Origin of the sequence: Nonomuraea terrae, assembly GCF_044465245.1 — a bacterium.
GTDB lineage: Bacteria > Actinomycetota > Actinomycetes > Streptosporangiales > Streptosporangiaceae > Nonomuraea > Nonomuraea terrae.
On sequence record NZ_JBITLL010000006.1, the window covers coordinates 199,381 to 225,540 of the forward strand.

The window sequence follows — 26,160 nt, forward strand, 5'->3', positions numbered from 1 at the left end:
TCCGGCGTTTGGGCTCCAAGGGAACGGAGAGTACGCGAAGCTTGACAGCGTGACACCGGAACCGGCACCGCTTCACGGCGAAGGAGGGGCTGGGGCACGCCCGGCAGGCCCCGGATCGATGAACGCAGACAGACCCGAAGATCCTCAGCGCCAGGGCCTCCGCGAACTCCTGGAGACCATCCTCGTCCACACAGAGAAGGCCACGTCATGGCATGACCAGGCAGCGCGCCTGCGTGGCCTGGTCAACCGCGACGGCTACGTCCCCGTCCACGCCCGGCTCCAGATCGAAGACCTCGAGTTCCTCGCCGGGGCGCGCACCGAGCTGCTCAGGTTCGCCGAGCTCGGGCTCAGGCTGCTCGACCTCCACCAGCCACGCGACGCGGGGGGCATCACGAGCGACGCGGCCCACCCCATCCTGCGGTGCAGGAGCTGCATGTGGCGCTGGCCCTGCCCGACATTTCGTGCAATGTCGGAGTCGTTCGGCACGCCACGCGACCTGCCCGACTCACTCCAGGAGAGCGCCTGACCCGCCCAGCGGCAGCCGGATCTCGAACCGGCACCCGGGCCCGTCGTTGACGACGGCGATCTCACCGTCGTGCGCCTCCACGATGCCCTGCGCGATGGCCAGGCCCAGCCCGGCCCCACCGTCGGCGGTCGGCGTACGCGCCGCCTCCCCCCTGAACGCCACCTCGAACACCCGCGGCAGGTCCTCCTCGGGGATCCCCCCGCAGCAGTCGGTCACCGACAGGCAGGCCTTGCCGTCGTCCACCCCGGCCCGCAGCACGACGGTCCGGTCCGACGGCGTGTGCCTGATGGCGTTGACCACCAGGTTGCCGAGGGCCCGGCTCAGCGCCCCCGCGTCGGCCTCCACCGGCACCGCGGGAGACGCCTCCGCCGTGAGCACGACGCCCTTGGCCCGGGCGAGCGGCTCGGCGCCGGCCAGCGTGTCGGCGACCAGGTCGGCCAGCCCGATCCTGGCCCGCGACAACCGCAGCGCCCCGGCGTGGATCCGCGACAGCTCGAACAGGTCGTCCACCATCCCCGACAGCCGCTCCACCTCCAGCTTGATCTGCCGGTGGTAGCGCCCGACGGTCTCGGGGTCGGTCACCACGCCGTCCTCGAGCGCCTCGGCCATGGCCCGCATCCCGGCCAGCGGGGTGCGCAGGTCGTGGCTCACCCACGCCACGAGCTCCCGCCGCGCCCCTTCCAGGGCCTGCTCGCGCGCGTACGCCTCCTCCAGGGCGTTGGCGATGGTCTGCAGCTCGGCGGGCAGCCCCCGCGGCGCGGCGAACGGCATGTCGCGTACGGCGGCCACCAGCCGCCTGCTCTCCCCGACCACCCGCTTGGACAACACGAACGCCACCCCGAGCCCCACGAGCCCGCCCACGGCGACGACGCTCAGCACGAAGTCCTTGATCGGCCCTTCGATGATCATCTTCATGATGATCGCCACGACGCCGGCCAGCGTGGCGGCCACCGCGACCACCACGACGACGGCCAGCATCACGCCGATGGACTTCGTCCGCAGCCGGCCCATCACCCAGATGCCGGCCAGCGCCACGACCAGCCCGAGCCCGGCCGTGACGGCCACGACCGTCGGCAGCTCCCCCGCGGCCACCGCCGGCGGCATGGCCATCAGGAAGCCCCTTCCAGGGGCTCGTACCGGTAGCCGACCCCCCACACCGTCACGATCCTGCGCGGCGCGGTCGGGTCGGGCTCGATCTTCTCCCGCAGCCGCCGCACATGCACGGTCACCGTGGAGGAGTCGCCGAACGACCACCCCCACACCTGGTTGAGCAGCGCCGAGCGGCTGAACGCCTGGCGCGGGTTGCGCATGAGGTAGGCCAGCAGGTCGAACTCCCTGGCCGTCAGCAGCACCTCGGCCGCCCGTAGGCGCACCTCGTGGGCGCCGACGTCCACCACCAGGTCGCCGTCGCGCAGCACGCCGGTGCCGCCGGTGACGGAGGCCCCGCGCGCCCGCCGCAGCACGGACTGCACGCGCAGCGCCAGCTCGCGCGGGCTGAACGGCTTGGTCACGTAGTCGTCGGCCCCGGTCTCCAGCCCGACCACCCGGTCGATCTCCTCGCCGAGCGCGGTCAGCATGATCACCGGTACGGGCCAGCGTTCCCGCAGCTTCCTGCACACCTGCAGGCCGTCGATCTTGGGCAACATGAGGTCGAGCACCATGAGGTCGGGCGGGCTCGCCAGCGCCCTGCGCAACGCCTCCGCGCCGTCGCCCACGCACTCCACCTCGTGCCCGTCGCGTTCCAGATAGCGCGCCACGACCTCGGAGACGGTGGGATCGTCGTCGACGACCAGGATGCGGGTGTTCACCTCTTCACGGTACGGCCGGGTCAGGCGAAGGTGACGAAGACGTCATTGCTTCGTAAGCCTCACAGATCATGCCCCGAGGACGTACGGTGGCGTCATGGGTAGAGTCGTCATGCTCGTCATCGGGGCCGTGCTCGGCCTCTTCGTGCTGTTCACCTTCGTCATTCCGATGGTGATGTGGTTGCTCAAGATCGCCTTGATCGTGGGTGTGATCGCTCTGCTCGTCTTCGTCGCGGTCACCGTGATCAGCAGGTCGTCGCGCTCTTGACGCAGTTCCTGTTCGATCCGTGGCTGCTCGGGATCACCATGATGGCGATCCTGCTGCTGGTCACGTGGGCGGCCGTGTCGCTGCCCGTCCCCGGCGGGGAGTCCGCGGGCTTCCCGCTGGCCTACGCGCGCCGCACGGCCTTCCTGCCGCGGCGCGATCCCGACGCGGCGGGCCGGCCGCGTCCACGAGCTCCCTAGCTCGGCCCCGCTTTCGCCGAAAAGCGGGGCTCCTCGCGTGAGCCCCTTTCCCACGGACCGAGGAACCAGGGCTCATGATCGATTCTCTTGTCACGCTCGTCTTCACGTTGTCCGGCGGCGATGCCGCGCTCGGCATCGTGCTGTTCACGCTGGCCGTACGGCTGGTGCTGCTGCCGCTGAGCGTCCGCCAGGCCCGTGCGGCGAAGATCCGCGAACGGCTCGCCCCGAAGCTGCGGAAGCTGCGTGAGCGCCACGGCCGAGACCCGCAGCGGATGTCGAAGGAGCTGTCGGCGCTCTACGCCGCGGAGGGCGCCTCGCCGTTCGCCGGGTTCCTGCCCGCGCTGGCGCAGCTGCCGTTCATGTGGCTGATGTACCGGGTGGCCACGCATCCGACGGCGCTGGCCGGGCACGACCTGTTCGGGGCGCCGCTCGGGCAGCAGGTGGCAGGGCTGGTGGCGCATTACGGTCTGTTCAGCACCCCGGTTTTGGTCTTCGGCGTGATCGTGGCGCTGGTCGCGGCGGTGGCGTGGCTGTCGGCCCGGCAGATCAAGGTGACGGAGGAGCAGCCGGAGCTGATGCGGCAGATCTCGAAGCTGCTGCCGTACGGGGCGGTGGTGGCGACGCTGGTGCTGCCGCTCGCGGCGGGGCTCTATCTGCTCGTCTCCACGGCGTGGGCCACAGGCGAGCGGGCCGTGCTCGCTAGCCGGCCTCTCTGAGTGCCGCCACCTGCCCGTTCATCGACTGCGCCGGGGCGGGCAGGATGGCCCAGACGGTGGTCGTTTCGCCATCGTGCCTGACCCCCCAGCTCTCCGCCACGTACTCCACGATGCCGAGCCCCCGGCCGCCGAGCGACGAGAGGGTCGGGCGGCCCGCCCTGGGCTCGGTCGCCGCACCCCCGTCGCTGACCGCCACCTCGATGTGGTCGTCGCTCCGCAGCCAGGCGACCCGCACCATGCCCGACGGCAGCGGATGCGCGTGCCGCAGCGCGTTGCTCAGCAACTCGCTCACCACGAGCACCGCATCATCGATGGCGGTGGAGAAGACCCCATTTTCCTGCAGGTCAGTGCTCAGACGCTGGCGGGCAACGGCGACGCTGGACGGCGCGTACGGCAGCAGCACCACGCTTGACACACCCACCTCCCCGTTCACCTGTGCCCCCCGCGGGAACACTCCCCGGTACGACCGAAATGCCCCGTTACTCAATCCCAGAAACCGCATCTCGATCACAGCTTGTACACATTGGACGATAGGTCAGCTCAACTGTGACCACCTCGTTACCGCATCGGTGTGTCGGATCGGATAGTGGAAGCGCATCTGAGAACGAGCCGCATCCTCGTGCCACCCCCCGGTCGCGGATGAGCACTGACATCTCCCCCCTGTGCTCTGGCCAGGCTGCGGACGATGTAGAGACCGAGCCCAACTCCACCAAACCTTCTCCTGTCCCCGCTGTCCACCTGCACGAAACGCTCAAAGATACGCTCTCGGTCAGGTGGGGCGATACCGACTCCCTCGTCGTCCACCACCACGACGACGTCGCCGGCTTCGGGCCAGGCCGCCACGCTGATCAGCCCGCCCTTCGGCGAGTACTTGAACGCGTTCTCCAGCAGCTGCCCGAGCACGATGTCGGTGGCCAGCGCGTCCCCCAGCACGTACGGCAGCCCGTCGGGCACCAGCACCTCGACGCGGTGCCGGTCGGACAGCTCGGGCAGCCCCAGGGTGGCCCCCTCGATCCGCTCGGCCAGGTCGAACGCCTCCATGCGCACCTTGAGCTCGTCGGCCCCGGCCCTGGCGCCCAGCAGCAGGTGGTCCATCAGCTCGCCCAGCGAACGCGACCGCTCGGCGATCGTGCGCACGGCCGAACGGCGCTCGCCGTCGCTCATCTTGTCCCAGCGCGCGTCGAGCGTGCCGGCGAAGCCCCGCACGATCGTGATCGGCGTGCGCAACTCGTGGCTGGTGGTGGCGAGGAACAGGTCCTTGGCCTCCTCCAGCTCCTTGGCCGCGGTCACGTCGCGGAAGTCGACGACCAGCTCGCCCGTCTCCTCGATGCGGGCGCCCACGACGTCGAGCCAGCGTCCGCTGTCCAGCTGGTAGGTGACCTTCTCGCCCACCTTGGGCAGCGGGAACGGCGGCGGGCCGCCGACGACGGCCTCGGCGGGCAGCCCCGTCAGCCCTGCGGCGGCCGGGTTCCAGCGCACCACGCGCCCGTAATGGTCGAGCAGGGCGATGCCGTCGGCGCTGGCGTCGAACACGGCCCGTTCGTGCGCCCGCTGGCGTACCGCCTCCTGGTAGGCCACGGCGTTGCCGACGGCGATGCCCGCGTGGCCGGCGAGCAGCTCCAGCAGCTCCAGCTCCAGGTGTCCGGGGATGCGCCGGGCGAACAGCGCGTACAGAGCGCCGTACGGCCGGCCGCCGACGGCCGCGAGGCCCAGCGCGATGGTGTGCAGGCCGTCGAGCCGCGCCCACACCAGGTCGTCCAGCCCGTCGGACTCCAGCAGCACGGTCTTGCCGGTGCGTAACAGCTTGTCCACCAGGCTCGTACGCAGGTCGGTGGTGATGCCCCTGAGCGCCTCCGGCAGCCGGTACGTGCTCACCAGCCGCAGGCGTTCGCCCTCGATGAGCACGAACCCGCCGGCGTCCGCCCCGGTCAGCTCGGTGAGGCTGGCCGAGATCCGGTCGAGCACGGCGGGCAGCTCCAGCTCGGAGTTGATGTCGCCGACCACGTCGGTGAGCCGGCGCACCAGCCTGGCCCGGCGCGCCATCCGGTGCCGGGCGAGCTCGTCGGCCCGCGCCGGGTGGTGCACGAAGACGTACCCGGCCACGGCGCTGCCGAGGCGCAGGGCGCCGATGTCCACGCGGACGTCGAGCACCGTGCCGTCGCGGCGCAGCCGCTTGGTGTGCAGCGACACGGGCTCGCCGGTGCGTACGCGCTCCAGCACGGCGTTGTGCTCGGCGGTCAGCTCATCGGGCACGATCGGCGCCCGGCGCCCGAGCATCTCCTGCGCCGGGTGGCCGAACATGCGCTCGGCCGCATCGTTCCACACCAGAACGGTCTGGTCGCGGTCGAGCGCGACCACGGCGTTGGGTGAGCTGGCGAGCACCGCGCGGGCGATCTCCTCGTCACTACCGGCCCATTGGTCCCCCACACCTCCATAGTGCCCGTGGCGCGGTGGGTGCGTCGGGCGATCCGTCCGATACGCTGCGGTCACGGTGATTCTCGACGGGTGGGGAGGGTGAGGGGAATGTCGAGTTCCGATCTCGATGCCCTGCTACGGGTGACCTCCAGCACCTATCGGGGAGTGAGGCCGCCCGCCATCGCGTTCGGCGCCTATGACGGCGCCGTGGGCCGGCTCGTGCTAGCGGTGACCGGCAAGGGCATCGCGGCCTGCAGCTTCGAGGCGGAAAACGATGTGTTCGAGCTGATCAGCAGGCATATGGGCGATTCCATCGGGCCCGACCCGCGCCGGCTCGACCCGGTGCGCAGAGAGCTCGACGCCTACTTCTCGGGCCGGCTGCGGGCGTTCGCCACGCCGGTCGACCTGACGCTCGCCACCCCGTTCGCTCGTACGGTGCTGCAGAAGACGATGGCCGTCCCCTACGGCACCACCACGACGCTGGAGGAGATCGGCGAGAGCATCGGCCGGCCGCGCGCGCTGCGGGCGATCGGCAACGCGCTGGCCTCCAACCCCGTCTGCGTGATCGCCCCGTGTCACCGGGTGGTGCGCGCCGACGGCTCGCTCGGCGACTACGCCGGAGGCGCGGCCGCCAAGCAGCACCTCCTCAACGTCGAGCGGCGCGTCTCAGCGGGCAGCTGAGCGGCGCTGCCGCACCAGGCCGATCACGGCGGTCACGAGTGCCGCGACGACCGCGCCGCCGAGGGCGCCGTTCATCCACGGCTCGCGGGTGAAGCCGATGGCATCGCGCAGGCCCGCCCAGATCTGGTCCCACCCGGCGACGGTCGGGGTGGAGGTGGTCAGCCAGTACGCGACGAAGCCGAGCGCCCACGGCACCAGCATCGACCAGCGCGAAGGCGCGTCCTCGGCGGTGTTCCACGAGCGGGAGCCGCCGAAGAGGAAGTACTCGACGGCGAGCACCGCGAACATCGGCACGAACACCGCCCCGATCACGCCCAGGAACGCGCCGTAGGAGTTGACGTCCACCACCAGGGCGATGCCGACGGTCAGCACGCCGATGGCGACGGAGAAGACGCGCCGGTCCACGCGCGGCATGAGGTTCTGCAGCGACATGGTGGTGGAGTAGACGTTGGCGAACGACTGGTCGGTCTCGCGCAGCGTCAGGACGGCGAAGAACAGCACGCCCAGCGGCACCGCGACGAACGTGCCGAACACCGACGTCGAGTCGGCCGCCACCGCCTCGGCTCCCGCGATCGCGACCGCGTACACGCCGAGGCCGAGGCAGGCCACCTGGGCCAGCGTGTAGCCCCCGACCACGCCGGTGAACGCGGCCTTGCTCGACCGCGAGTGCCGGGCGAAGTCGGCGGCCATCGGCACCCACGACACCGACAGCGCGATCACGTAGTCGACCGCCGGCGCGAACGCCTCCCACGAGCCGCCCGTGTACGGGGGCGCGTCGGAGATCATGTGCCAGGCGAACCAGAGCATCGAGATGATCACCCCGATGGTGACGTACCGGCGCAGCACCCGGATCGCGCCGAGCGGCCAGATCGTCAGCGCGGTGGTCAGCACACCCGCCACGATCACCCACGCCTCGTACGGGATCCCGCCGAACATCGCGTTGGCCGCCTTGGCGATCACCCACAGCTCGAAGGCGCCCCAGCCGAGCATCTGCACGATGTTCAGCACCGTGGGGACGTACGACATCCTGGCCCCGAACAGCCCGCGCAGCAGCACCATCGCGGGCTGTCCCGTCCGGGTGCCCGGGATGGCCGACAGGCCGACCATGGCGGTGCCGATCAGGCTGCCGATCACGGTGGCGAGGAGCGCCGCGCCCAGCGAGAGCGGGACGCCGTCGAGGGGGTCGATCAGGAACAGCGCCCCGGAGAAGCCGAGCAGGCTGACCCCCAGGTTGGCCCAGAGCGCACCCTGGTCGAGCACGCCCAGCGTCTTCGGCGGCCGTCCTTCGAGGGTCAGGGGGACTTCTTCGACGCCGTGCGTCATCGCACACTCCCTACGCCGGCATTACCCGGACAGGTTCGTGCGGTCGGCGACAGCGCTCAGTCGCCCTCTCAGCCTGGTAAGCCCCAAGCTCCCGCGTTGACAGGTATGGCAAAGCCAGGATCAACCCGGCTTTACGCCCCCATGATGCCCTAACCCTTCACCAGACCGCCAGACCGCCCCTCGACGGAGCGGGCCAGGGTCAGCGCGGCGCCCCTCTCCCGGGCTCAGGCGACGAACGGCGGCTGGCCGGTCTCGCTCTCCATCGGACGGCTCGCCGCCTCCCACGACTGCATGCCGCCCGCCACGTTGACCGCGTCGCGGCCGAGCTGGTTGAGCCACGCCGCCACCTGCATCGACCGGCCACCCACCCGGCAGACGACGTAGACCGTGCGGTCGGCGGGGACCTCGTCGAGGCGGCCCTGGATCTGCGTCATCGGGATGTGGACGGCCTGCGGCGCGTGCCCTGCCAGCCATTCTTCCTGCTCACGGACGTCGAGCAGGTAGGCGTCGTCGGGGAGGGCGTTGGCCTCGATCTCGGGAACGGTCATGTCTCCATCATCTCGCGCCGCGCGTCGTAGTCGGCACGCGCCGCCGCGATCTCCCCCCGGTGCTCCTCCGTCCAGGTGACCAGCGCCTTGATGGTCTGGTGCAACGTACGGCCGAGCGGCGTCAGCGCGTAGTCGACCCGTGGCGGCACCACGGGGTGGACCGTGCGGGTGACCAGGCCGTCGCGTTCGAGCTGGCGCAGGGTGACGCTGAGCATGCGCTGGCTGACGCCGTCGATCTCGCGGCGGAGCTGGGTGAAGCGCAGGCTCTGGCAGTCGAGCAGGGCGATGACCAGCAGCGACCACTTGTCGGCGATGCGGTCGAGGATCTGCCGGACCTCGCAGTCCTCCCGGGTGTCCCACTGACGGGCGTCGTAGTCGTCGTCCACGGTGCTTTCGCAGTAACTGAGTGACCTTAAAGTGCCGTCTTCCACGACATTTCATACTGGCCCATGATGTGGACGGTTACAAGAGATAACCGACCTGCCGAAAGGTAACCGTGATGCCAGTTTCTGCCCGTTCTTGGGGCGTACTCGCTGTTCTGTGCGGAGCCATCTTCCTTGAGGGCATCGACGTGGCCATGCTGAACGTCGCCCTCCCCTCCATCCGGGCCGACCTGGGGCTGTCCACCGGCATGCTGAGCGGCGTCGTGAGCGCGTACGTGCTCGGCTACGGCGGGTTCATGCTGCTCGGCGGCCGGGCGGCCGACCTGCTGGGCAGGCGGCGGATGTTCCTGCTCTGGCTGGTGGTCTTCCTCGTCTTCTCCGGGCTCGGCGGCTTCGCGGACGAAGGGTGGGTGCTGCTCGTGGCGCGGTTCGTCACGGGGGTCGCCGCCGCGTTCATGACGCCGGCCGGCCTGTCGCTGATCACCACGACCTTTCCCGAGGGCCCGGTGCGCAACCGGGCGCTGCTGATCTACGCGGGGACGGCCGCGGGCGGGTTCGCGCTCGGCCTGGTGATCGGCGGCCTGCTGACGGCGTTCGGCTGGCGCTGGGTGTTCTTCGCGCCGGTGCTGATGTCGGCGGTGATCCTGGCCGCCGCCATCCCGTTGCTGAGGAAGCCGGACGGCGAACGGCCCGCCGCGGGCGGGTTCGACCTGACGGGCGCGGTCCTCGTCACGACCGCGATGATGCTGCTGGTCTACGGCGTCGTACGCCTGGAGCACCCGGCCGACGGGTGGCCGCTCACCGTCGCCGCCTTCGCGGGCGGGCTGGCGCTGCTGGCGGCGTTCGTCGCCGTGGAACGCCGCGCCGCCCATCCGCTGGTGCGCCTGGGCATCTTCAGGTCGAAGGCGCTGGTCCGGGCCAACGTGACGGCCGCCCTGCTCACGGCCTCGTTCTTCGGCTTCCAGTTCCTGGTCACGCTCTATTTGCAGGAGTTGCGCGGCTGGTCCACCATCCAGACCGGCCTGGCGATGCTGGCCGCCGCCGCCGACGTGGTGCTCGCCCCCATCCTGACCCCGTGGCTGGTCAACCGGTACGGCAACGCCAAGGTCGTGTTCGCCGGCCTGCTGTCGGGCCTGCTGGCCTACGCGCTCTTCCTCGGCGTCGGCCTGGACTGGGTGTACGCCGCCATGCTGCCGTCGATGCTGCTGATCGGCCTGATGTTCGCCTTCGTCTACGGCCCGCTCACCATCGTGGCCACCGACGGCATCGCCGAGCACGAGCAGGGCCTGGCCGGCGGTCTGATCAACTCCTCGTTCCAGTTCGGCGCGGCGCTCGGGCTGTCGGCGGTGACGGCGGTGAACGTGGCCGCCCTGGGCGCGGCGACGGGCGCCGAGGCCGGGCTCGCCGCCATGCGGGCCGCTCTGGTGGTGCCGGTGACGGCCACACTGCTGGCCGCCGTCATCGCCGCCGTCGGCCTGCGCGCGCGGGCGCGCGCCGCGGAGCCGGTGCCCGTACGGGCCTGACGACGCTACTTGAGCAGCCGGGACAGGCGGCGGTCGGCCAGCGGCTTGCCGCCCGTCTGGCAGGTGGGGCAGTACTGCAGCGAGGAGTCGGCGAACGAGACCTCGCGGATCGTGTCGCCGCAGACGTCGCACGGCTGGCCCGTGCGGTTGTGGACGCGCAGGCCCGACTTCTTCTCGGCCTTCAGATCCTTGGCCGCGAGACCCTGGGCGCGCTCGACCGCGTCGCGCAGGGTGGTCACGATGGCCTCGTGCAGGTCGGCGATCTGCGCGTCGGTCAGCGTCGCGGCGATCTTGAACGGCGACATCTTCGCGGCGTGCAGCACCTCGTCGGAGTAGGCGTTGCCGATGCCCGCGATGATCTTCTGGTCGCGCAGCAGGCCCTTGATCTGGGTGCGGTTGCCGCCGACGATGCGCTTGAGCGCCTCGACGGTGAAGGACTCGTCGAAGGGGTCGGGGCCGAGGGCGGCGACGCCTGGCACATCATCCGGATTTTTCGTGACATAGACGGCGAGACGCTTCTGCGTCCCCGCCTCCGTCAGCTCGAACCCCGGCGCGAGCCCCTCCTCGTCGGGCGCCAGCCGTACGCGCACCGCCAGCGGGCCCTTGCCCGGGCGGACGGGCTTGGCGCCCGAGAGGTCGTCGCGCCAGCGCAGCCACCCCGCCCGGGCCAGGTGGATGACCAGGTGGAGACCGTCGCAGTCGAGGTCGAGGAACTTGCCGTGCCGCGTCACACCGGTGATCGTCAGCCCGCCGAGCGCGGTCACCGGCGGGTCGAACGTCTTGAGCGCCTGGATCGCGACCACGTCGACGCCCAGGACCGTGCGGCCCACGGCCCGCTCACGCAGGAAGTGGGTGAGCGACTCCACTTCGGGAAGTTCCGGCATGTCCCCAGAGTACGACCGTTACCGGGGCACGTCCCAGAACGCGAGCTCGTGCGCCATCCCCTCCGTGAACAGTGCCTCCGCCCGCTGCGGGTCGGGATCGGCCTCGTCGATCATCTGCCCGATCCGCGCCGCCAGCGCCGCGAACCCCGGGTCGGCGTACGTGTCCACCCAGGCGCGGTAGCGCGGCTCGGCGGGCGGGTTCTCCGCCAGGATCCGCCCCAGGTTCGAATATCCCCACATGCACGGATACAGCGCCGCGAGCCCCTCTCCGTACGACGCCGCCGACTCCAGCAGGAACCCCGTGTACGCCGCGCACGCCGGCCCCTTCACCGCGCCCTCCAGGTCGGCCCCGAACTCGGCCGACATGCTCCGGTGCAGGCTGAGCTCGTCGTGGTACGTCGAGTGCGCCAGGTCCACCAGGTCGCCCAGGTGCGCGTCCGGCGCCTGCCAGGCCAGCCGCGCGAACACCCGCACGTAGTCCAGCAGGAACAGGTAGTCCTGCTCCAGCCACGACCGGAACACCGGCTCGGCCAGGTCGCCGCGGGCGATCCCGGCGACCGTCGGGTGGTCGAGCTGGGCCTGGAGCAGCGGGCGCCCGATCGCGTGCAACTTCTCCGAAATGGTCATGCCTGGGAGGTTAATGTCGAAGCATGATGGTGACGATCGCGGAAGAGCTCCTCCTGCTCGCCCTCAGCGAGGACAAGGGCAAACCCCTCGTGAGCACGGCGCAGCTCGACCCGGCCCTCGCCGGCGCGCTGCTCGCCGAGCTGGCCGTCCGGGACCGGGTGGAGCTGTCGAACAAGAAGGTGACGGTGAAAGACCCGTCCCCGGTAGGCGACGACGAGCTCGACGCCGTGCTGTCCCGCATCGTCGCGCAGGAGAAGGAGAAGAGCCCGGTCTGGTGGGTGCAGAAGCTGCAGGCGGGCAAACAGCGCCGGCGTCTGCTGTCGAGGCTGGCGGCCTCGGGCGTGTTGTCGGAGGAGCGCGGCAAGGTGCTCGGCGTCTTTCCCGTCACCCGCTGGCCGGAGGCGCATCCGGGTGTCGAGGCCGACGTCAGGGAGCGGGTGTCGGCCGTGCTGGCGGGCGCCGCCCCTGACACCCGCACGGCCGTGCTCATCTCGGTCGCCAACGCGGCGAGCATCGTCCGCAAGGCGTTCCCCGGCGCCGACAAGGCCCGCGTCAAGGAGATCGCCGAGGGCGCCTGGGCGGCGGACGCGGTCGCCAAGACCATCGCCGCCGCCACCGCCGCGGCCATGACCGCGGTCATGGCCGCCACGGTCACCACCGCGGCGAGCTGAACGGGGGATGGGTCGCGCGGCGCGGGGCCGCGCGGCCCCGGTCAGGTGGCGTCGAGAACGTCCTGCGGCACCGGCTTGTCCTCCTTCAGGGCGTTGAAGATCGCCAGCGCCTTCGTGCGGTCCCACTTGACCGCCGTGCCGCCGCCCGGGATGACCTCGTTGCCCCCGAACGGCACCACCGTGGTCACCGGGCTGTCGCCCATCGCGAGCCCCAGCGAGAGCATGTTGAACGCCCCCGTGCCGGAGTCGACCTCGACCGCGTCCGTGGCGCTCATGGCCAGCGGGATCGAGGTGAACGGGTTGAGCAGCACCCCCGGGCTGGCGGCCTTCTTCACGACCGCGCCGAGGAACTGCCGCTGCCGCTTGGTGCGTTCGAAGTCGGGCAGCGCGCCGCCCTTGCGGGTGCGTACGTAGCCGAGGGCCTGGGCGCCGGTGAGCTCCTGCGTGCCCTTCTTGAGCTTCAGACCGGCCTTGGGGTCGTTGACGGCGGCCCGTACGTTGATCTCGACGCCGCCGATGGCGTCCACGATGTCCACGAAGCCGGCGAAGCCGATCTCCATGTAGTTGTCGACGTGCACCCCGGTGACCGTCTCGACGGTGCGGACCAGCAGTCGCGGGCCGCCGATGGCGTAGGCGGAGTTGAGCTTGTCGCGCCCGCGGCCCGGGATGGTGACGGCCGAGTCGCGCGGCAGGCTGACCAGCGTCGGCCGGTCACTGCCCTCGGGGATGTGCAGCAACATCATCGAGTCGGTGCGCTGGCCGGCGGCCCGGCCGGTGGCCAGCTTCCTGCGCTGCGCGGCCGTCAGGCCCTTGCGGCTGTCGGAGCCGACGAGCAGCCAGTTGGTGCCCGGCGTGTCGGCCGGACGGCCCTCGTAGTCGTCGAGCACGCCGTCGATGCCCGCCAGCCTGGAGTCGATCCAGAAGAACATGCCCACCGCGGCCACGAGCAGCACCACCACCAGCCCGGCGATGATCTTCACGATGGTTCCGCCCGACACGCGCTTACGCGGCCCCCGCGGCTCCCTCGGCTCGTCCCGCCGCCCTCTGAGCGGTTTGACGGGCCCACTGCCCGAGCGCTGCTTGCCGTACACGCGCGATCGGGCGCGCGACGGCTCGCCCGGCGGCGGCTCGGGGACCTGGGAGGCGGCGGGGAGCTTGTGCGTGGGCGCCCCCGGCCCTCCCGACGGCATCCGGTGCGCGGGCGCACCCCCCGAACGCAGGCCGTCGCCGGGCCGCGGTGGCAGCGGGCGGCCGTCGCCCGGCGAGCGCATGGCTCGCGTCCGGTCGTCCTCAGACACTTCGCCTTCTCCCCTTCGCTTTGTCATAGACGCTACGTCCAAACCCCAGCAGTGAAGACGCTCGGCCAAGGTTTTGCCACGGAAAAGTACGCGGAACGGGCGGACTGTGACCCCGGAAACATAGAGGCCACCCCCGTCGTTACGGTTATGGACGACCTCTATCGAAGGGATGATCGTGTCCGCTCCGGACCCGTGGAGTCTTTGCCCGTGCTCAGGCACGGGTTCCTCTGAGGGCTCACTGCGGTGAGCGCCTATCTCGGGCTGCTGGCCCTTATTCTCCTCACAGCCGCGACGGGCTACTTCGTCGCCCAGGAATTCGCCTTCGTCGCCGCCGACCGCGGGATCCTGCGCGAGCAGGCCGCCGCCGGTGACGCCGCCGCTGAGAAGGCCCTGCGGGTGACCTCCCGCCTCTCGTTCATGCTCTCCGGCGCACAGCTCGGCATCACCGTCACGGCCCTGCTGGTCGGTTTCCTGGCCGAGCCCGCCATCGCCGTACTCGTACGCCCCTGGCTGACCGACATGGGGCTGCCCGACTCCGTGATCACGGGGCTGTCCGTGGCCATCGGCGTGTTCGTGGCGACCGTGGTGCAGATGGTGCTCGGCGAGCTGGCCCCGAAGAACCTCGGGATCGCCAGGCCCGAGCGGGTCGCCAAGTTCCTGGCCGGCTCGACGCTGGTCTACCTCGCCATCGCCGGCCCGGTCATCCGGATGTTCGACTCCGCCGCCTCCGGGCTGCTGCGGCTCGTCGGCATCGAGCCGGTCGAGGAGGTGGAGCACGGCGCCACGCCCGAGGAGCTCTCGCGCATCATCGCGGAGTCCAGCCGGGCGGGCGAGCTGCCGCCGAAGCTCTCCGAGCTGCTCGAACGCGCCCTGGAGTTCGGCGACCGCACGGCGGAGGAGATCATGGTCCCTCGCCCGCGCGTGGTGACCCTGCGCGACTCCCAGACCGTCTCCGACCTGCTCGACGCCATGCGCGAGTGCGGCCACTCCCGTTTCCCGGTGCTCCGGGACGACGGCGACGTGGCGGGCGTCACGGGCGTGCGGGAGCTGCTCGCGGCCGGCGTGGACCGCGGCCCGATCAGTGCCGTCACCCGCCCCGCCCTGCTGGTGCCCGACTCTGTCCCGCTCCCGGCGGTCCTCGACCGCATGCGGGTCGCCAAGGACGACATCGCCTGTGTCATCGACGAGTACGGCGGCCTGGCCGGCGTCATCACCATCGAGGACCTGGCCGAGGAGCTGGTCGGCGAGCTGGTCGACGAGAACGACCCCGAGCCGGCCGGCGCGGTGGAGCACCCCGGCGGCGTCTGGGAGGTCCCGGCCCGGCTCCGGCTCGACGAGGTCGAACGCGCGACGGGTGTGGCGTTGCCGGAGAGCGACGACTACGACACCCTCGCCGGTCTCGTCCTGGCCAGGCTCGGCCGCATGCCCAACCCGGGTGACACGGTGACCGTGCCGCTCGCCCCCGACTCCGACCCGTTCGCCGAGGACGAGGAGGAGCACATGGCGCAGCTCACGGTCATGTCGCTCAACCGCCGCGTCCCCGAGTGGGTGCGGGTCGCCCCGGTCCAGCAGCACGCGGAGGCGCGCCGATGAGCCTGATCATCCTCAGCGTCGCGCTGCTGCTCTTCAACGCGCTGTTCGTGGCCGCCGAGTTCGCCTTCGTCTCCTCGCGGCGCCACCGCCTGGAGGAGATGGCGACCGGCGGCAACCGCATGGTGAGGCTGGCCGCCAAGTCGGCGGTGGGCGGCGGCCGCAAGCTGTCGCTCATGCTCGCGGGCGCCCAGCTGGGCATCACCCTGTGCACGCTCGGCCTGGGCCAGGTGACCGAGCCGGCGATCGAGCACTACCTGGAGCCGGTCTTCGCCGCGGCCGGGATCCCCGAGGCCATGCGGCTGCCCATCGCGCTGACGTTCTCGCTGGCGCTGGTGACGTTCCTGCACATGGTGGTGGGCGAGATGGCCCCGAAGTCGTGGGCGCTCACCCACCCGGAGCGGGCGGCGCTGATCCTGACGTTCCCGTTCCGCGCGTTCACCACGGTGATGAGCCCGCTGCTCACGACGCTCAACACCCTGACGAACCTCATCCTGCGCCTCTTCGGCGTCCAGCCCAGAGACGAGCTGGCGACGACCCGCACACCGCGCCAGCTCGCGATGCTGGTCGGCGAATCGGGCCGGATGGGCCTGCTGGACCGCGAGGAACACGACCTGCTGACCAGGGCCCTGCGCCTCGACGACGAGGGCATCGAACGCCTCATGATCCCCATTGCGCAAGCCGTGAAGGTCTCCTCCACAGCCGACGCAGCCCAGATCAGGTCGACGGCGGCGACCAGCAGACACCTGCGACTCCTGGTGGAAGGCCCACGAGGTGTCGAGGGAGTCCTGCACGCCCGCGAGGCTCTCCTGGCGCCCACAGGAAAGGCCCGCGACTTCGCCCGCCCCATTCCCAGCTTCGCCTGCACCACGCAGGTCCCTGAGGCGGTGACGGCCCTCCAGGAGGCGAGATCCCACCTGGCCCTGGTGACCAATCAGGACGGCACGGTCATCGGCATGGTGAGTCTCACAGATCTGGTGGGCGAGCTCCTCGACACGAGGGCCGCATAAGTGTGAGGCAAAACACAGGCCCGGAAGGCACGCAAGTCACCATAAAGCACCTTGCAACCATCCGGGCCTACCCTCCAAAGGCCCTACCCCAGCACAAGAACTCCCCGAAAGAAGAAGCCTCCCCTTGCGCCGGCCCCCACACTTCGCCACTGTGGGTCTGCAACAGGGACGTACGACAACCCAGAGCCCGACCAGCACAAGAGCAAGACCAGGGACACCGCCGCCCGGCGACAACCGCACCCGGCAACAATCACCCGCACGACGAACAACCGACATACGGCGAGCAACCGATATACGGCGAACAACCGGACGCACGACGAGCAACCGAAACCCGGTTGTGACGGGGGTCCGGGGGCTTCGCCCCCGGGAGCGCAGCGTCCCCCCTGGGGGTCCGGGGGTCATCCCCCGGGAGAAATGACGAGGGGACCCGAGGGAGCAAACCTGAAAGGTTTGCGACCAAGGATCCCCAGTCACCGAGTGGGCGAGGAGGGATTTGAACCCTCACGTCCTTTCGGACACACGGACCTGAACCGTGCGCGTCTGCCGTTCCGCCACCCGCCCTTGTGGGTGCGGAAAGAAGACTAGCACGGAACAGCCAGTGGTACTGAACCCGGATACGATCGCATAAGACACGGGAGCGGAGGAGCTGGGCGCGACCGCCGACGAGCGCCAGGGAGACCGTTACGTGGAACGAGCGGAAACCGGGCGCCGGACGCGTCTGGGGGCCGCGATCATATGCACGGAGGAAGGGAGGTACCCGGTGGGAGTCCTTCAGCGCTTCGAGCGAAGGCTCGAAGGCTTGGTTGAGGGGGCCTTTGCGCGGGCGTTCAAATCTGACCTTCAGCCGGTCGAGGTCGCCAGCGCGGTTCAGCGGGAGATGGATGAGCGTGCGGCAATCGTGGCTCAGGGTCGCACGCTCGTGCCCAACGACTTCGTGGTCGAGCTGTCCACGACCGACAGCGAGAGGCTCGAGGTCTACGCCGACAGCATCAGCCACGAACTGGCCAACCTCGCCAGGGAGTACGCCAAGGAACAGGGCTACTCCTTCGTGGGACCGGTCCGGGTTCGCTTCGAGACGGCCGGCGACCTGGCTGTGGGCTTGTTCCGCATCCGGTCGGGGGTCATCCGCGGCGCGACGGTCGAGCAGGACGAGATTCGCCAGCCGGCGAGCGACCTGCCACCGTCGAGGCCTAACGCTTTCAACGGGCGGCCGCGGCTGCTCGTCTCCACTCAGGACGATCCGCAGGGCGACCGCTCCTACGAGCTCACCACTCCGGTGACCTTGCTCGGCAGGGGCACCGACTGCGATCTTCGTCTCGTCGATCCGGGAGTCTCGCGGCACCATGCGGAGCTGCGCGTCGAGGGCCAGACGGTGGCCCTGGTCGATCTCGGATCCACGAACGGCACTTTCGTCAATGGCCAGCCGGTACGCAGGATCGAGCTCCAGAACGGCACGCGAGTGACTCTGGGACGCACGACTCTGGTGTTCCGGCGCGATTAGGGGTAGACAAACGGTCCATGTCCGAGCTCACGCTGCTGCTGATCCGGCTCGCTTTCCTGGCGGTGCTGTGGTTTTTCGTCATTGCCGCAGTCGGCGTGATCCGGACTGACTTGTTCGGCTCACGCACGGCTCCCGCGGCGGGTGCCCGCAAAACGGGGAAACCCGCCAAACCCGTGGCCAAGCCCAAGAGCAAGAAGGGCGAGCCACGCCAGCTCATCGTTACCGGTGGCCCTCTGCAGGGCACCACCATTAACCTCACGGAGCAGCCCATCACCATAGGCCGGGCCAACGACGCCACGCTGGTAGTCACGGACGACTACGCTTCCAGCCGGCATGCCCGGCTCTTTCCCCAGGACGGTCAGTGGATCGTGGAAGATCTCGGTTCGACCAACGGCACGTATCTCGACCGCTCGAAAGTCACCCGCCCGACCCCGGTGCCGCTCGGTGTTCCGATCCGCGTCGGCAAGACAGTCATTGAATTGCGCAAATGACCATCGCACTCCGCTACGCCGCCCGCTCGGACGTCGGCCTCCTCCGCGAAGGAAACGAGGACTCGGCGTACGCCAGCGGCCGCCTGCTCGCCGTCGCCGACGGCATGGGCGGGCACGCACACGGCGAGGTGGCGAGCTCTGTCGCCATCGCCGCCATGGCCTCTCTCGATGAGGCCCTACAGGGTGGTGACCTGCTCAACACCATCGAGGCAGCGGTACGCGACGCCAACCGCAGGCTGCACGAGATGGTGGGGCGGGATCCCAGCCTCAAAGGCATGGGCACGACTCTCACGGCCATGCTCTGGAACGGCACCCAGGTCGCCCTGGTGCACGTCGGCGACTCGCGCGCCTACCTGCTCAGGCGCGGGGAGCTCTACCAGATCACCCATGACCACACGCTGGTGCAGCAGCTCGTCGACGACGGGCGCATCACGCCGGAAGAAGCCGCCACGCATCCGCAGCGTTCGATCCTGCTGCGCGCGCTCGACGGCAGCGGTGAGGTCGATCCCGACCTGACGCTGCGCGAGGCGCAGGTGGGCGACCGCTACCTGCTGTGCTCCGACGGATTGTCGGGCGTGGTGAGCGCGGAGACGCTGCACGCCACGCTGACCAACATCGACGATCCGGAAGAGGTGGTCCGCCAGCTCATCGACCTGGCGAACCGAGGTGGCGGTCCCGACAACATCACCTGCGTGCTGGCCGACGTCCTGGAGATCAGTGATGAGCAGCAGGTGCCCGCCGAGGCCGCCGTCGTCGGCGCCGCGGGCATGACCCGGCTGCACGGAAACCCGCAGGAGACCCAGCCGGGGCGAGCGAGCGCGGTGACCGCACCCCAGCCGGTGCTCACCGACGACGACGATGACCTGGACGAGCCGGTCGCCAAGACGTCCCGGCGGCCGGTCAAGCGTCGTCGCCTGTGGCCCGTCCTGGTCACCGTGCTCGGAATCGGCATCGTCGGCATCGGCGCCGGCGGTTACTTTGGATACCAGTGGACGCAGGACCAGTTCTTCGTCGGTGCTAGGGGCGACGAAGTGGTCGTGTTCCAGGGGATCAAGAAGGAGGTGGGGCCGTTCCAGCTCTTCGAGGTCTCCGAGCCCACGGGCAGGCAGCTCTCCCAGCTGTCGGAGGCGGACCAGGCGCTGATCAGGAGCGGCATCCCCGTCACCACCGTCGACGAAGGGCTGACAAGGATCAACAGCTTGAAGTTCCAGGATGAGCCCGACGAAGCAGAGACCGCCGCGGAGCCGGACGCGTCACCGACGCCCTCGGCGTCCGCTTCCGCCACGAAGACGAAACAGCAGCAGTAGATGAGCGAAGTCGCTGTCTCCCCCGTCCCGATGCCGGCCAAGCGGCGCGGGGCCCAGCTGCTCATGCTCGCGCTCGCGGTGGCCATCGTCATGGGCGCCTACGCCAACGTGGGGCTGGCGATCGACGGCCAGATCCCGTCGGGCATGCTGACGTACGGGCTGAGCCTGGGCGGGCTGATGCTGGCCGCCTACCTCGTGCTGGCGAAGTTCGCCCCGTGGGCGGATCCGCTGATCCTGCCGCTGGTGACGGTGGTCAACGGGCTCGGCCTGGTGATGATCTACCGGCTGTCGGAGTCCGACTCCGGGACCGGCAGACTGTCCTCTCCCACCAACCAGCTGATGTGGACACTCGTCGGCATCGTGCTGTTCAGCCTCACGCTGATCTTCCTGCGCGACCACCGCGCCCTGCAGCGGCTGACCTACACCGCCGGCGCGGTGGGGCTGTTCCTGCTGGTCTCGCCGTTGATCCCGTTCATCGGCCGGGAGCTCAACGGCGCCCGCATCTGGGTCGGTGTCCCTGGCGTGCCGGCGGCCCAGATCCAGCCGGCCGAGTTCGCCAAGCTGGCGCTGGTCGTCTTCTTCGCCGGCTACCTCGTGGCCAAGCGCGACGTGCTCGCACTCGCCAGCCGCCGGCTGCTCTTCATCGACCTGCCGCGGGCCCGTGACCTCGGCCCGGTGCTCATCATCTGGGGCGTCAGCCTCGGCGTCCTGGTGATGCAGAAGGACCTGGGCTCCTCGCTGCTGCTCTTCGGCACGTTCATCGCGATGCTCTACATCGCGACCCAGCGCAGCTCGTGGGTCATCATCGGCGTCCTGCTCTTCGTGGGCGGCGCGATCCTGGCCGGCATGGTCTTCGACCACGTCTACCAGCGCTTCGAGGTCTACCTCAACCCCGAGGATCCCGCGCTGTTCGACCGCGAGTTCGGCGGCAGCGCCCAGCTGATGCAGGGGCTGTTCGCCCTGGGTTCCGGCGGCATCCTCGGCACGGGGCTCGGCCAAGGGCACCCCGAGCTGGTCCCGCTGGCGTTCTCCGACTTCATCTTCAGCGCGATCGGCGAGGAGCTCGGGCTGACCGGGCTGATGGCGCTGCTGATGGTCTACGCGCTGATCGTCGAGCGCGGCCTGCGCACCGCGCTCGCGGCCCGCGACCCGTTCTCCAAGCTGCTGGCGGGCGGCCTGTCGTTCATCCTGGCCTGGCAGGTCTTCATCATCGTCGGCGGCGTGACGAACCTCATTCCGCTGACCGGCCTGGTCACGCCGTTCATGTCGCAGGGCGGCTCGGCGTTGCTGGCTAACTGGATCCTTATCGCACTCTTGGTACGCATGTCAGACGCGGCCAGGCGTCCCCCGCCCCAAGCGATCCAGAACGAAGGACTGACACAGGTGTTCCAGCGATGAATCGCACTCTGAAGCGCATAGCCGTGGCCTGCCTGGCCATGTTCGCGCTGCTGATGGTCAACGTGAACATCAAGCAGGCGGTGCAGGCGGAGGATCTGCGGACGGACGCGCGTAACACCCGCAACTTCTTCGAGCGTTACTCCATCGAGCGCGGCCGCATCACGGCGGGCGGGAAGGTGATCGCGCAGTCGGTCGAGACCGACAGCACGAACTTCAGGTTCGTCAGGCAGTACCCCGACGCCAAGCTCTACGCCCACGTCACCGGGTTCTTCTCGCCCGAGAGCGCGAGCGCGATCGAGGCGTCCGAGAACGACCTGCTCGACGGCTCCAGCGCCGACCTGCTGCTGCGGCGGAGCATCGACCTGTTCACCGGCGAGCCGACCAAGGGCGCCAACGTCGAGCTCACGATCGACCCGCGGGCGCAGAAGGCCGCCTACGACGCGCTGCGCGCGAGCGGCAAGCGGGGCGCGGTGCTGGCGCTCGACCCGAGGAACGGCGCGATCCGCGCGATGGTCTCGCTGCCGACGTACGACCCGACCGAGCTGTCCGGGACCAACAAGAGCGAGGTCTTCTCGCGCTACGACGAGTTGGCGCAGGACAAGAGTCAGCCGCTGCTCAACCGGGCGATCGGGCAGACGTACCCGCCGGGGTCGACGTTCAAGGTGGTGACGACGGCGGCGTTCCTGGAGGAGGACTCCTCGCGCGGGCCGCAGACCAACGTGGACGCGCCACAGAACCTGCCGCTGCCCAACACCACCATCAGCCTGCCCAACTACGGCGGCTCGGCCTGCGGCAGCGGCCGGGTGACGCTGGTGTACGCGCTTGAGCAGTCCTGCAACACGCCGTTCGGCAAGATCGGCATGCAGGTCGGCTTCGACGCGCTGAAGGAGCAGACCGAGAAGTTCGGCATGGGCACGCAGATCGGCGTGCCGATGTCGGTGGCGCAGAGCGACTTCGGCGCCGACTACGACGACGCCGCCCTGGCCATGGCCTCCATCGGCCAGCGCGACAACCGCATGACGCCGCTGCAGATGGCCATGATTGCCGCGGGCATCGCCAACGACGGCACGGTGATGAAGCCGTACCTCGTCAACAAGATCACTGACGCCAAGGGCGACACGATCGACGAGGCCGACCCCGAGGAGCTGTCGGAGGCCGTCAGCTCCGAGACGGCCGGCAAGCTGCGCGACATGATGGTGAGCGTCGTCGCCAACGGCACTGCCAACCTGGCGCAGATCCCAGGCGTCCAAGTAGCGGGCAAGACGGGCACCGCGGAGACCAGCAACGGACAGCCTCCGCACGCCTGGTTCATCTCCTTCGCGCCCGCGAACGACCCGCAGGTGGCCATCGCGGTCATCGTCGAGTCCGGTGCGGCCAACGTCGGCGCGGAGGCGACCGGCGGTCACACCGCCGCGCCGATCGCGAAGGCCGTGATGGAGGCGGTGCTGAACAAGTGAGTGAAGGTAACCTGCCGGGTCATGCGGCTTCGTAACCGCTACCTTCTGATCTCCCGCATCGCCGCCGGCGGTATGGGAGAGGTGTGGCGCGCCCGGGACGAGCTGCTCGGGCGCGAGGTGGCGGTGAAGATCCTGCGCAGCCACATCCACGCCGACCCCACGTTCCTGGAGCGGTTCCGCAACGAGGCGCGCATCACCGCGGCGCTGGCCGACCCCGGGGTGGCGCAGATCTTCGACTACGGCGAGGAGAGAGACCTCGCCTTCCTCGTCATGGAGCTCGTGCACGGCGAGCCGCTGTCGGCCATCCTGGCGCGCAACGGCGCCCTGGGGGCCGAGGTGGCGCTCGACGTGGTGCACCAGACGGCCAAGGCGCTGGACGCCGCTCACTCGGCCGGCATCATCCACCGCGACATCAAGCCGGGCAACCTGCTGGTGACGCCCGACGGCGTCATCAAGGTGACCGACTTCGGCATCGCGCGGGCCTTGGAGGCGGCGCCGGTGACGCAGACCGGCACCGTCCTCGGCACCGCGCAGTACGTCAGCCCCGAACAGGCCCAGGGGTTTACGCTCACCCCCGCCACCGACCTCTATTCGCTGGGCGTGGTGGCGTACGAGTGCCTGTCGGGCCGGGCGCCGTTCCAGGGCGACAACCAGGTGGCGATCGCACTGCAGCACCTCAACGAGCCGCCGCCGCCTCTGGGCGTCGACGTGCCGGGGCCGGTGCGCGAGCTCGTGCTGGCGCTGCTGGCCAAGGAGCCGGGGCAGCGCCCGCCCACGGCGCTCGCCGTGGCCGACAGGGCGTACGTGTTGCGGGAGTCCCTGGCCGAACGGGGCGCCGACCTCAGCATGTTCACCGACCCCGGCGGCTTCCGGGTCCGAGAGCCCGACCCCGGCGGGGTTCTGGGGCGCGAGCCCGACCCCGGAGGATTTCTGGGACGCGAGCCCGGCCCCGGCGGGGTTCTGCGGCACGAGCCCGGCCCCGGGGGATTCCTGGGGCGCGAGCCCGATTCCGGGAATTTCCGGGTTCGCGAGCCCGACCTCCGCGACGAGCAGGAGACCGACAACCTCGAACCGGCCACCACGCTGCACCGACAGGCGGGCGGCCGGCGTCGCAGGGGCGCGAGGACCCTCGCGCTGGTGGCCACGGCGGGCTGTGCGGCGGCGGTGGGGCTGTCGGCCATCACCTTCGCGAACCCGCAGCCGCCGCCCAGGCCGCCCGAAGTGGCGGAGCCGTCGGAGTCGAAGGTGGTGCGGACGCCCGATCAGGTGCGGCCGACGAAGACCAGGGCACGGACTCGGCGCCCCGCGGTGGTTCCGGTGAAGTCGCCGAAGCCTATACCCTCGCGTTCGGCTACGGTAAGCAAGTCGGCAACTCCCACCAAGAAGCCGACGCCAACGCCGGCGCCGCCCACCCGGACCCCTACACCCACTCCGACCCCTACGCCCACGACGACACCGACAACTCCGACACCTACCGCCTCGCCGGACCCGGGTGACACAAACCCGCCCAAGGAGGAGACGTGATGCGCCATGGGGTCGATGATGGACACCGGCGGCCCCCCGCGCGGCCGGTACCCAAGATGAACGGTAAGGGACAGTGCAGGAAATGACTCAGCCTCGGCTACTCGGAGGTCGTTACGAGCTCGACGGTGTCGTCGGGCGCGGCGGCATGGCCGAGGTGTATCGCGCCCGAGACATCCGGCTGGACCGCATAGTCGCGATCAAAACCCTCCGCTCCGACCTGGCGCGCGACCACACCTTCCAGGCCCGGTTCCGCCGTGAGGCGCAGTCCGCCGCCTCCCTGAACCACCCGGCCGTGGTCGCGGTCTACGACACCGGTGAGGACGTCACCGACGGCACCCCCGTGCCGTACATCGTGATGGAGTACGTCGACGGCCGGACGCTGCGCGACCTGCTGCGCCAGGATCGGCGGCTGTTGCCCGAGCGTGCGGTGGAGCTGGTCGACGGCATTCTGCGGGCGCTCGACTACAGCCACCGCGGTGGCATCGTGCACCGTGACATCAAGCCGGCCAACGTGATGATCACGCGTGCGGGCGACGTCAAGGTGATGGACTTCGGCATCGCGCGCGCGATGGCCGACTCCGCGGCCACGATGACGCAGACCGCGCAGGTGATAGGGACCGCCCAGTACCTCTCGCCGGAGCAGGCGCGCGGCGAGCGGGTCGACGCGCGCAGCGACATCTACTCCACCGGCTGCGTCCTGTACGAGCTGCTGACCGGCCAGCCGCCGTTCACCGGCGACTCCCCGGTCGCGATCGCCTACCAGCACGTCCGCGAGGAGCCGATCCCGCCGTCCCAGATCGACCCCGAGATCCCGGCGTGGGCCGACGCCATCGTGCTCAAGGCCATGGCCAAGGATCCGGCGCATCGCTACCAGAACGCGGGCGAGATGCGCGCCGACATCCAGCGGGCGATGTCCGGCATGCCGGTCGACGCCCAGACGATGGCGATGACGGGCAACTACGGCCAGGGCACGCGCACGATGAACGCGGCGCAGATCCCGATGCCCACGGGCCCGGCCACGCAGCGCACCACCGCGGTCCCGCCGTACGAGTACGACGAGGGCGGCGGGCGCGGCGGCCGGCGGCGGGCGTCCGGCGGCGGTGGCGGCAACGCCGTCAAGACCGCGCTGTGGATCATCATCCCGCTGCTGATCATCGGTGGCTTCATCACGGCCGGTTACCTGGTGTTCGGCAACAAGGACACCCCCGTCGACACGGCGGTGACGATCCCGCAGCTCGAGACGCAGGAGCGCGCCTTCGCCGAGGAGCAGCTGAAGAACCTCGGCCTCAACGTCCAGGTGGTGCAGGAGGCGAGCTCCGAGGTCGAGAAGGGCATCGTCATCCGGACCGACCCGGCCGCGAACACCAAGGTCGCCAAGGGCGATCCGGTCAAGCTCGTGGTCTCCAGCGGCCCCAAGAAGGTCGAGGTGCCCGACGGGCTCGTCGGCATGCCACAGGCCGACGCGATGGCCCAGCTGGAGGAGGCGGGCCTGCAGGGCACGGTCAAGACGCGCACGTCGTCCAAGACCCAGGGCACGGTCATCGCCACCGACCCGAAGGCCGGCGAGGAGATCGAGGAGGGCGGCACGGTCACCCTCTTCGTGCCGAAGCAGCTGAGCGAGGTGCCGAGCGTCGTCGGGCTCACCGTCGAGGACGCCACCAGCCAGATCAAGGGCGCGGGCTTCAAGACGCGGGTGTCGCCGCAGCCGAGCGACCAGCCCGAGGGCACGGTCATCCAGCAGAACCCGCCCGAGGGCACTACGCAGCAGCCCGGCACGACGATCACCATCGTGGTGTCCACCGGCCCCGAGGACACCGCGCCGCCGCCCACGAGCGACTTCCCGACGGAAGGGGAGCCCGACTTCCCGCCGGACGACCAGCAGCCGGACTTCCCGCCGGACGAGGAGGAGACGCCGCCGAGCGACGACAACCCGATCGGCGACGGCTTCTGATGACCCGCTGACCGGCACGAAAGGGCCGCCCGTCCCCGTGAGGGGGTGGGCGGCCCTTTTCGTGCC

The 26,160-nt window shown here is 70.2% G+C and carries 26 protein-coding genes, 1 tRNA gene and 1 riboswitch; of the genes, 16 read left to right on the forward strand and 11 right to left on the reverse strand.

Going from position 1 to position 26,160, the window contains the following annotated elements:
* Positions 1 to 118: 118 nt before the first annotated feature.
* The gene (locus ACIBP6_RS30200; protein ID WP_132614811.1) at positions 119 to 526 is read left to right on the forward strand and encodes a hypothetical protein; all 408 of its coding nucleotides are present in this window, start codon (positions 119 to 121) and stop codon (positions 524 to 526) included.
* Here ACIBP6_RS30200 and ACIBP6_RS30205 read toward each other — a convergent pair.
* Both ACIBP6_RS30205 and ACIBP6_RS30210 read right to left on the reverse strand, forming a co-directional pair.
* Positions 506 to 1,636, reverse strand: coding sequence for a sensor histidine kinase (locus ACIBP6_RS30205; RefSeq protein WP_397057269.1), 1,131 nt, complete (start codon positions 1,634 to 1,636; stop codon positions 506 to 508). The two genes, ACIBP6_RS30200 and ACIBP6_RS30205, sit on opposite strands and share 21 nt — an antisense overlap.
* Positions 1,636 to 2,334 carry a response regulator transcription factor gene (locus ACIBP6_RS30210; protein ID WP_132614813.1) on the reverse strand — a complete coding sequence of 233 codons (699 nt, stop codon included), beginning with the start codon at positions 2,332 to 2,334 and terminating at the stop codon, positions 1,636 to 1,638. The genes ACIBP6_RS30205 and ACIBP6_RS30210 overlap by 1 nt, the downstream gene beginning before the upstream one ends.
* Positions 2,335 to 2,428: 94 nt before the next feature.
* Here ACIBP6_RS30210 and ACIBP6_RS30215 point away from each other — a divergent pair, with 94 nt between their 5' ends.
* From ACIBP6_RS30215 to ACIBP6_RS30225, 3 genes are all read left to right on the forward strand, one after another.
* Positions 2,429 to 2,599, forward strand: a complete 171-nt coding sequence (locus ACIBP6_RS30215) for a hypothetical protein (RefSeq protein ID WP_165969813.1) — start codon at positions 2,429 to 2,431, stop codon at positions 2,597 to 2,599.
* Positions 2,596 to 2,796: a DUF6412 domain-containing protein gene (locus ACIBP6_RS30220; RefSeq protein WP_397057270.1), complete on the forward strand. Its 201-nt coding sequence runs from the start codon at positions 2,596 to 2,598 to the stop codon at positions 2,794 to 2,796. Before ACIBP6_RS30215 ends, ACIBP6_RS30220 begins: the two co-directional genes overlap by 4 nt.
* A gap of 74 nt (positions 2,797 to 2,870) precedes the next feature.
* Complete coding sequence (locus ACIBP6_RS30225; protein WP_397057271.1) at positions 2,871 to 3,512, forward strand: YidC/Oxa1 family membrane protein insertase; 642 nt, start codon at positions 2,871 to 2,873, stop codon at positions 3,510 to 3,512.
* Here the strand turns inward: ACIBP6_RS30225 and ACIBP6_RS30230 are convergent.
* Entirely contained in the window at positions 3,496 to 3,927 is a 432-nt protein-coding gene (locus ACIBP6_RS30230) for an ATP-binding protein (RefSeq protein WP_397057272.1), read from the reverse strand. The genes ACIBP6_RS30225 and ACIBP6_RS30230 overlap by 17 nt on opposite strands.
* 143 nt (positions 3,928 to 4,070) lie before the next feature.
* Positions 4,071 to 5,939 carry a PAS domain S-box protein gene (locus ACIBP6_RS30235; RefSeq protein WP_397057273.1) on the reverse strand — a complete coding sequence of 623 codons (1,869 nt, stop codon included), beginning with the start codon at positions 5,937 to 5,939 and terminating at the stop codon, positions 4,071 to 4,073.
* A gap of 96 nt (positions 5,940 to 6,035) precedes the next feature.
* Between ACIBP6_RS30235 and ACIBP6_RS30240 the strand changes: the two genes are divergently transcribed.
* Complete coding sequence (locus tag ACIBP6_RS30240) at positions 6,036 to 6,608, forward strand: methylated-DNA--[protein]-cysteine S-methyltransferase (RefSeq protein ID WP_397057274.1); 573 nt, start codon at positions 6,036 to 6,038, stop codon at positions 6,606 to 6,608.
* On the opposite strand, the gene ACIBP6_RS30245 is transcribed toward ACIBP6_RS30240, so the two are convergent.
* From ACIBP6_RS30245 to ACIBP6_RS30255, 3 genes are all read right to left on the reverse strand, one after another.
* Complete coding sequence (locus ACIBP6_RS30245; RefSeq protein ID WP_397057275.1) at positions 6,594 to 7,931, reverse strand: purine-cytosine permease family protein; 1,338 nt, start codon at positions 7,929 to 7,931, stop codon at positions 6,594 to 6,596. The genes ACIBP6_RS30240 and ACIBP6_RS30245 overlap by 15 nt on opposite strands.
* A riboswitch (TPP riboswitch) is annotated at positions 7,922 to 8,036 on the reverse strand. Its footprint overlaps the gene before it by 10 nt.
* A gap of 119 nt (positions 8,037 to 8,155) precedes the next feature.
* Complete coding sequence (locus ACIBP6_RS30250; RefSeq protein WP_132614825.1) at positions 8,156 to 8,479, reverse strand: rhodanese-like domain-containing protein; 324 nt, start codon at positions 8,477 to 8,479, stop codon at positions 8,156 to 8,158.
* Positions 8,476 to 8,865: a winged helix-turn-helix transcriptional regulator gene (locus ACIBP6_RS30255; protein ID WP_397057276.1), complete on the reverse strand. Its 390-nt coding sequence runs from the start codon at positions 8,863 to 8,865 to the stop codon at positions 8,476 to 8,478. The genes ACIBP6_RS30250 and ACIBP6_RS30255 overlap by 4 nt, the downstream gene beginning before the upstream one ends.
* A 113-nt stretch (positions 8,866 to 8,978) precedes the next feature.
* Between ACIBP6_RS30255 and ACIBP6_RS30260 the strand changes: the two genes are divergently transcribed.
* Positions 8,979 to 10,385 carry an MFS transporter gene (locus ACIBP6_RS30260; protein ID WP_397057277.1) on the forward strand — a complete coding sequence of 469 codons (1,407 nt, stop codon included), beginning with the start codon at positions 8,979 to 8,981 and terminating at the stop codon, positions 10,383 to 10,385.
* Positions 10,386 to 10,390: 5 nt separating this feature from the next.
* On the opposite strand, the gene ACIBP6_RS30265 is transcribed toward ACIBP6_RS30260, so the two are convergent.
* Positions 10,391 to 11,269: an Fpg/Nei family DNA glycosylase gene (locus ACIBP6_RS30265; protein WP_397057278.1), complete on the reverse strand. Its 879-nt coding sequence runs from the start codon at positions 11,267 to 11,269 to the stop codon at positions 10,391 to 10,393.
* Between the two features lie 18 nt (positions 11,270 to 11,287).
* Positions 11,288 to 11,896 carry a TenA family protein gene (locus ACIBP6_RS30270; protein ID WP_397057279.1) on the reverse strand — a complete coding sequence of 203 codons (609 nt, stop codon included), beginning with the start codon at positions 11,894 to 11,896 and terminating at the stop codon, positions 11,288 to 11,290.
* Between the two features lie 23 nt (positions 11,897 to 11,919).
* Here ACIBP6_RS30270 and ACIBP6_RS30275 point away from each other — a divergent pair, with 23 nt between their 5' ends.
* Positions 11,920 to 12,567: a GOLPH3/VPS74 family protein gene (locus ACIBP6_RS30275; protein ID WP_397057280.1), complete on the forward strand. Its 648-nt coding sequence runs from the start codon at positions 11,920 to 11,922 to the stop codon at positions 12,565 to 12,567.
* Between the two features lie 41 nt (positions 12,568 to 12,608).
* Here ACIBP6_RS30275 and ACIBP6_RS30280 read toward each other — a convergent pair whose 3' ends face one another.
* Positions 12,609 to 13,865 carry an LCP family protein gene (locus ACIBP6_RS30280; protein ID WP_397057281.1) on the reverse strand — a complete coding sequence of 419 codons (1,257 nt, stop codon included), beginning with the start codon at positions 13,863 to 13,865 and terminating at the stop codon, positions 12,609 to 12,611.
* Positions 13,866 to 14,108: 243 nt separating this feature from the next.
* On the opposite strand from ACIBP6_RS30280, the gene ACIBP6_RS30285 reads away from it, so the two are divergent.
* Both ACIBP6_RS30285 and ACIBP6_RS30290 read left to right on the forward strand, forming a co-directional pair.
* Positions 14,109 to 15,458 carry a hemolysin family protein gene (locus ACIBP6_RS30285; protein WP_397057282.1) on the forward strand — a complete coding sequence of 450 codons (1,350 nt, stop codon included), beginning with the start codon at positions 14,109 to 14,111 and terminating at the stop codon, positions 15,456 to 15,458.
* Positions 15,455 to 16,465, forward strand: coding sequence for a hemolysin family protein (locus ACIBP6_RS30290; protein WP_397057283.1), 1,011 nt, complete (start codon positions 15,455 to 15,457; stop codon positions 16,463 to 16,465). The genes ACIBP6_RS30285 and ACIBP6_RS30290 overlap by 4 nt, the downstream gene beginning before the upstream one ends.
* A 478-nt stretch (positions 16,466 to 16,943) precedes the next feature.
* Here the strand turns inward: ACIBP6_RS30290 and ACIBP6_RS30295 are convergent.
* Positions 16,944 to 17,026, reverse strand: a tRNA-Leu gene (locus tag ACIBP6_RS30295).
* Positions 17,027 to 17,225: 199 nt separating this feature from the next.
* Here ACIBP6_RS30295 and ACIBP6_RS30300 point away from each other — a divergent pair.
* From ACIBP6_RS30300 to pknB, 7 genes are all read left to right on the forward strand, one after another.
* On the forward strand, positions 17,226 to 17,966 hold the full coding sequence (locus ACIBP6_RS30300; protein ID WP_091081864.1) for an FhaA domain-containing protein: 741 nt from the start codon (positions 17,226 to 17,228) through the stop codon (positions 17,964 to 17,966).
* A 17-nt stretch (positions 17,967 to 17,983) separates the two neighbouring features.
* Positions 17,984 to 18,457: an FHA domain-containing protein FhaB/FipA gene (locus tag ACIBP6_RS30305; RefSeq protein WP_132614841.1), complete on the forward strand. Its 474-nt coding sequence runs from the start codon at positions 17,984 to 17,986 to the stop codon at positions 18,455 to 18,457.
* Positions 18,454 to 19,764 (forward strand): Stp1/IreP family PP2C-type Ser/Thr phosphatase, encoded by a 1,311-nt coding sequence (locus tag ACIBP6_RS30310; protein ID WP_397057284.1) that lies wholly within the window; start codon positions 18,454 to 18,456, stop codon positions 19,762 to 19,764. The genes ACIBP6_RS30305 and ACIBP6_RS30310 overlap by 4 nt, the downstream gene beginning before the upstream one ends.
* Positions 19,765 to 21,162 (forward strand): FtsW/RodA/SpoVE family cell cycle protein, encoded by a 1,398-nt coding sequence (locus ACIBP6_RS30315; RefSeq protein WP_397057285.1) that lies wholly within the window; start codon positions 19,765 to 19,767, stop codon positions 21,160 to 21,162.
* Positions 21,159 to 22,619: a peptidoglycan D,D-transpeptidase FtsI family protein gene (locus ACIBP6_RS30320; protein ID WP_397057286.1), complete on the forward strand. Its 1,461-nt coding sequence runs from the start codon at positions 21,159 to 21,161 to the stop codon at positions 22,617 to 22,619. The genes ACIBP6_RS30315 and ACIBP6_RS30320 overlap by 4 nt, the downstream gene beginning before the upstream one ends.
* A gap of 21 nt (positions 22,620 to 22,640) precedes the next feature.
* On the forward strand, positions 22,641 to 24,143 hold the full coding sequence (locus tag ACIBP6_RS30325) for a serine/threonine-protein kinase (RefSeq protein ID WP_397057287.1): 1,503 nt from the start codon (positions 22,641 to 22,643) through the stop codon (positions 24,141 to 24,143).
* Between the two features lie 82 nt (positions 24,144 to 24,225).
* Complete coding sequence (gene pknB, locus ACIBP6_RS30330; protein ID WP_397057288.1) at positions 24,226 to 26,094, forward strand: Stk1 family PASTA domain-containing Ser/Thr kinase; 1,869 nt, start codon at positions 24,226 to 24,228, stop codon at positions 26,092 to 26,094.
* Positions 26,095 to 26,160: the final 66 nt, after the last annotated feature.

Bases quoted from the DNA above. Each gene is read 5' to 3' on its own strand.
- pknB (WP_397057288.1), top strand. From the start codon at position 24,226: ATGACTCAGCCTCGGCTACTCGGAGGTCGTTACGAGCTCGACGGTGTC.
- ACIBP6_RS30310 (WP_397057284.1), top strand. From the start codon at position 18,454: ATGACCATCGCACTCCGCTACGCCGCCCGCTCGGACGTCGGCCTCCTC.
- ACIBP6_RS30260 (WP_397057277.1), top strand. From the start codon at position 8,979: ATGCCAGTTTCTGCCCGTTCTTGGGGCGTACTCGCTGTTCTGTGCGGA.
- ACIBP6_RS30315 (WP_397057285.1), top strand. From the start codon at position 19,765: ATGAGCGAAGTCGCTGTCTCCCCCGTCCCGATGCCGGCCAAGCGGCGC.
- ACIBP6_RS30225 (WP_397057271.1), top strand. From the start codon at position 2,871: ATGATCGATTCTCTTGTCACGCTCGTCTTCACGTTGTCCGGCGGCGAT.
- ACIBP6_RS30245 (WP_397057275.1), bottom strand. From the start codon at position 7,931: ATGACGCACGGCGTCGAAGAAGTCCCCCTGACCCTCGAAGGACGGCCG.
- ACIBP6_RS30250 (WP_132614825.1), bottom strand. From the start codon at position 8,479: ATGACCGTTCCCGAGATCGAGGCCAACGCCCTCCCCGACGACGCCTAC.
- ACIBP6_RS30290 (WP_397057283.1), top strand. From the start codon at position 15,455: ATGAGCCTGATCATCCTCAGCGTCGCGCTGCTGCTCTTCAACGCGCTG.
- ACIBP6_RS30200 (WP_132614811.1), top strand. From the start codon at position 119: ATGAACGCAGACAGACCCGAAGATCCTCAGCGCCAGGGCCTCCGCGAA.
- ACIBP6_RS30215 (WP_165969813.1), top strand. From the start codon at position 2,429: ATGGGTAGAGTCGTCATGCTCGTCATCGGGGCCGTGCTCGGCCTCTTC.
- ACIBP6_RS30265 (WP_397057278.1), bottom strand. From the start codon at position 11,269: ATGCCGGAACTTCCCGAAGTGGAGTCGCTCACCCACTTCCTGCGTGAG.
- ACIBP6_RS30205 (WP_397057269.1), bottom strand. From the start codon at position 1,636: ATGGCCATGCCGCCGGCGGTGGCCGCGGGGGAGCTGCCGACGGTCGTG.
- ACIBP6_RS30270 (WP_397057279.1), bottom strand. From the start codon at position 11,896: ATGACCATTTCGGAGAAGTTGCACGCGATCGGGCGCCCGCTGCTCCAG.
- ACIBP6_RS30240 (WP_397057274.1), top strand. From the start codon at position 6,036: ATGTCGAGTTCCGATCTCGATGCCCTGCTACGGGTGACCTCCAGCACC.
- ACIBP6_RS30275 (WP_397057280.1), top strand. From the start codon at position 11,920: ATGATGGTGACGATCGCGGAAGAGCTCCTCCTGCTCGCCCTCAGCGAG.
- ACIBP6_RS30305 (WP_132614841.1), top strand. From the start codon at position 17,984: ATGTCCGAGCTCACGCTGCTGCTGATCCGGCTCGCTTTCCTGGCGGTG.
- ACIBP6_RS30325 (WP_397057287.1), top strand. From the start codon at position 22,641: ATGCGGCTTCGTAACCGCTACCTTCTGATCTCCCGCATCGCCGCCGGC.
- ACIBP6_RS30320 (WP_397057286.1), top strand. From the start codon at position 21,159: ATGAATCGCACTCTGAAGCGCATAGCCGTGGCCTGCCTGGCCATGTTC.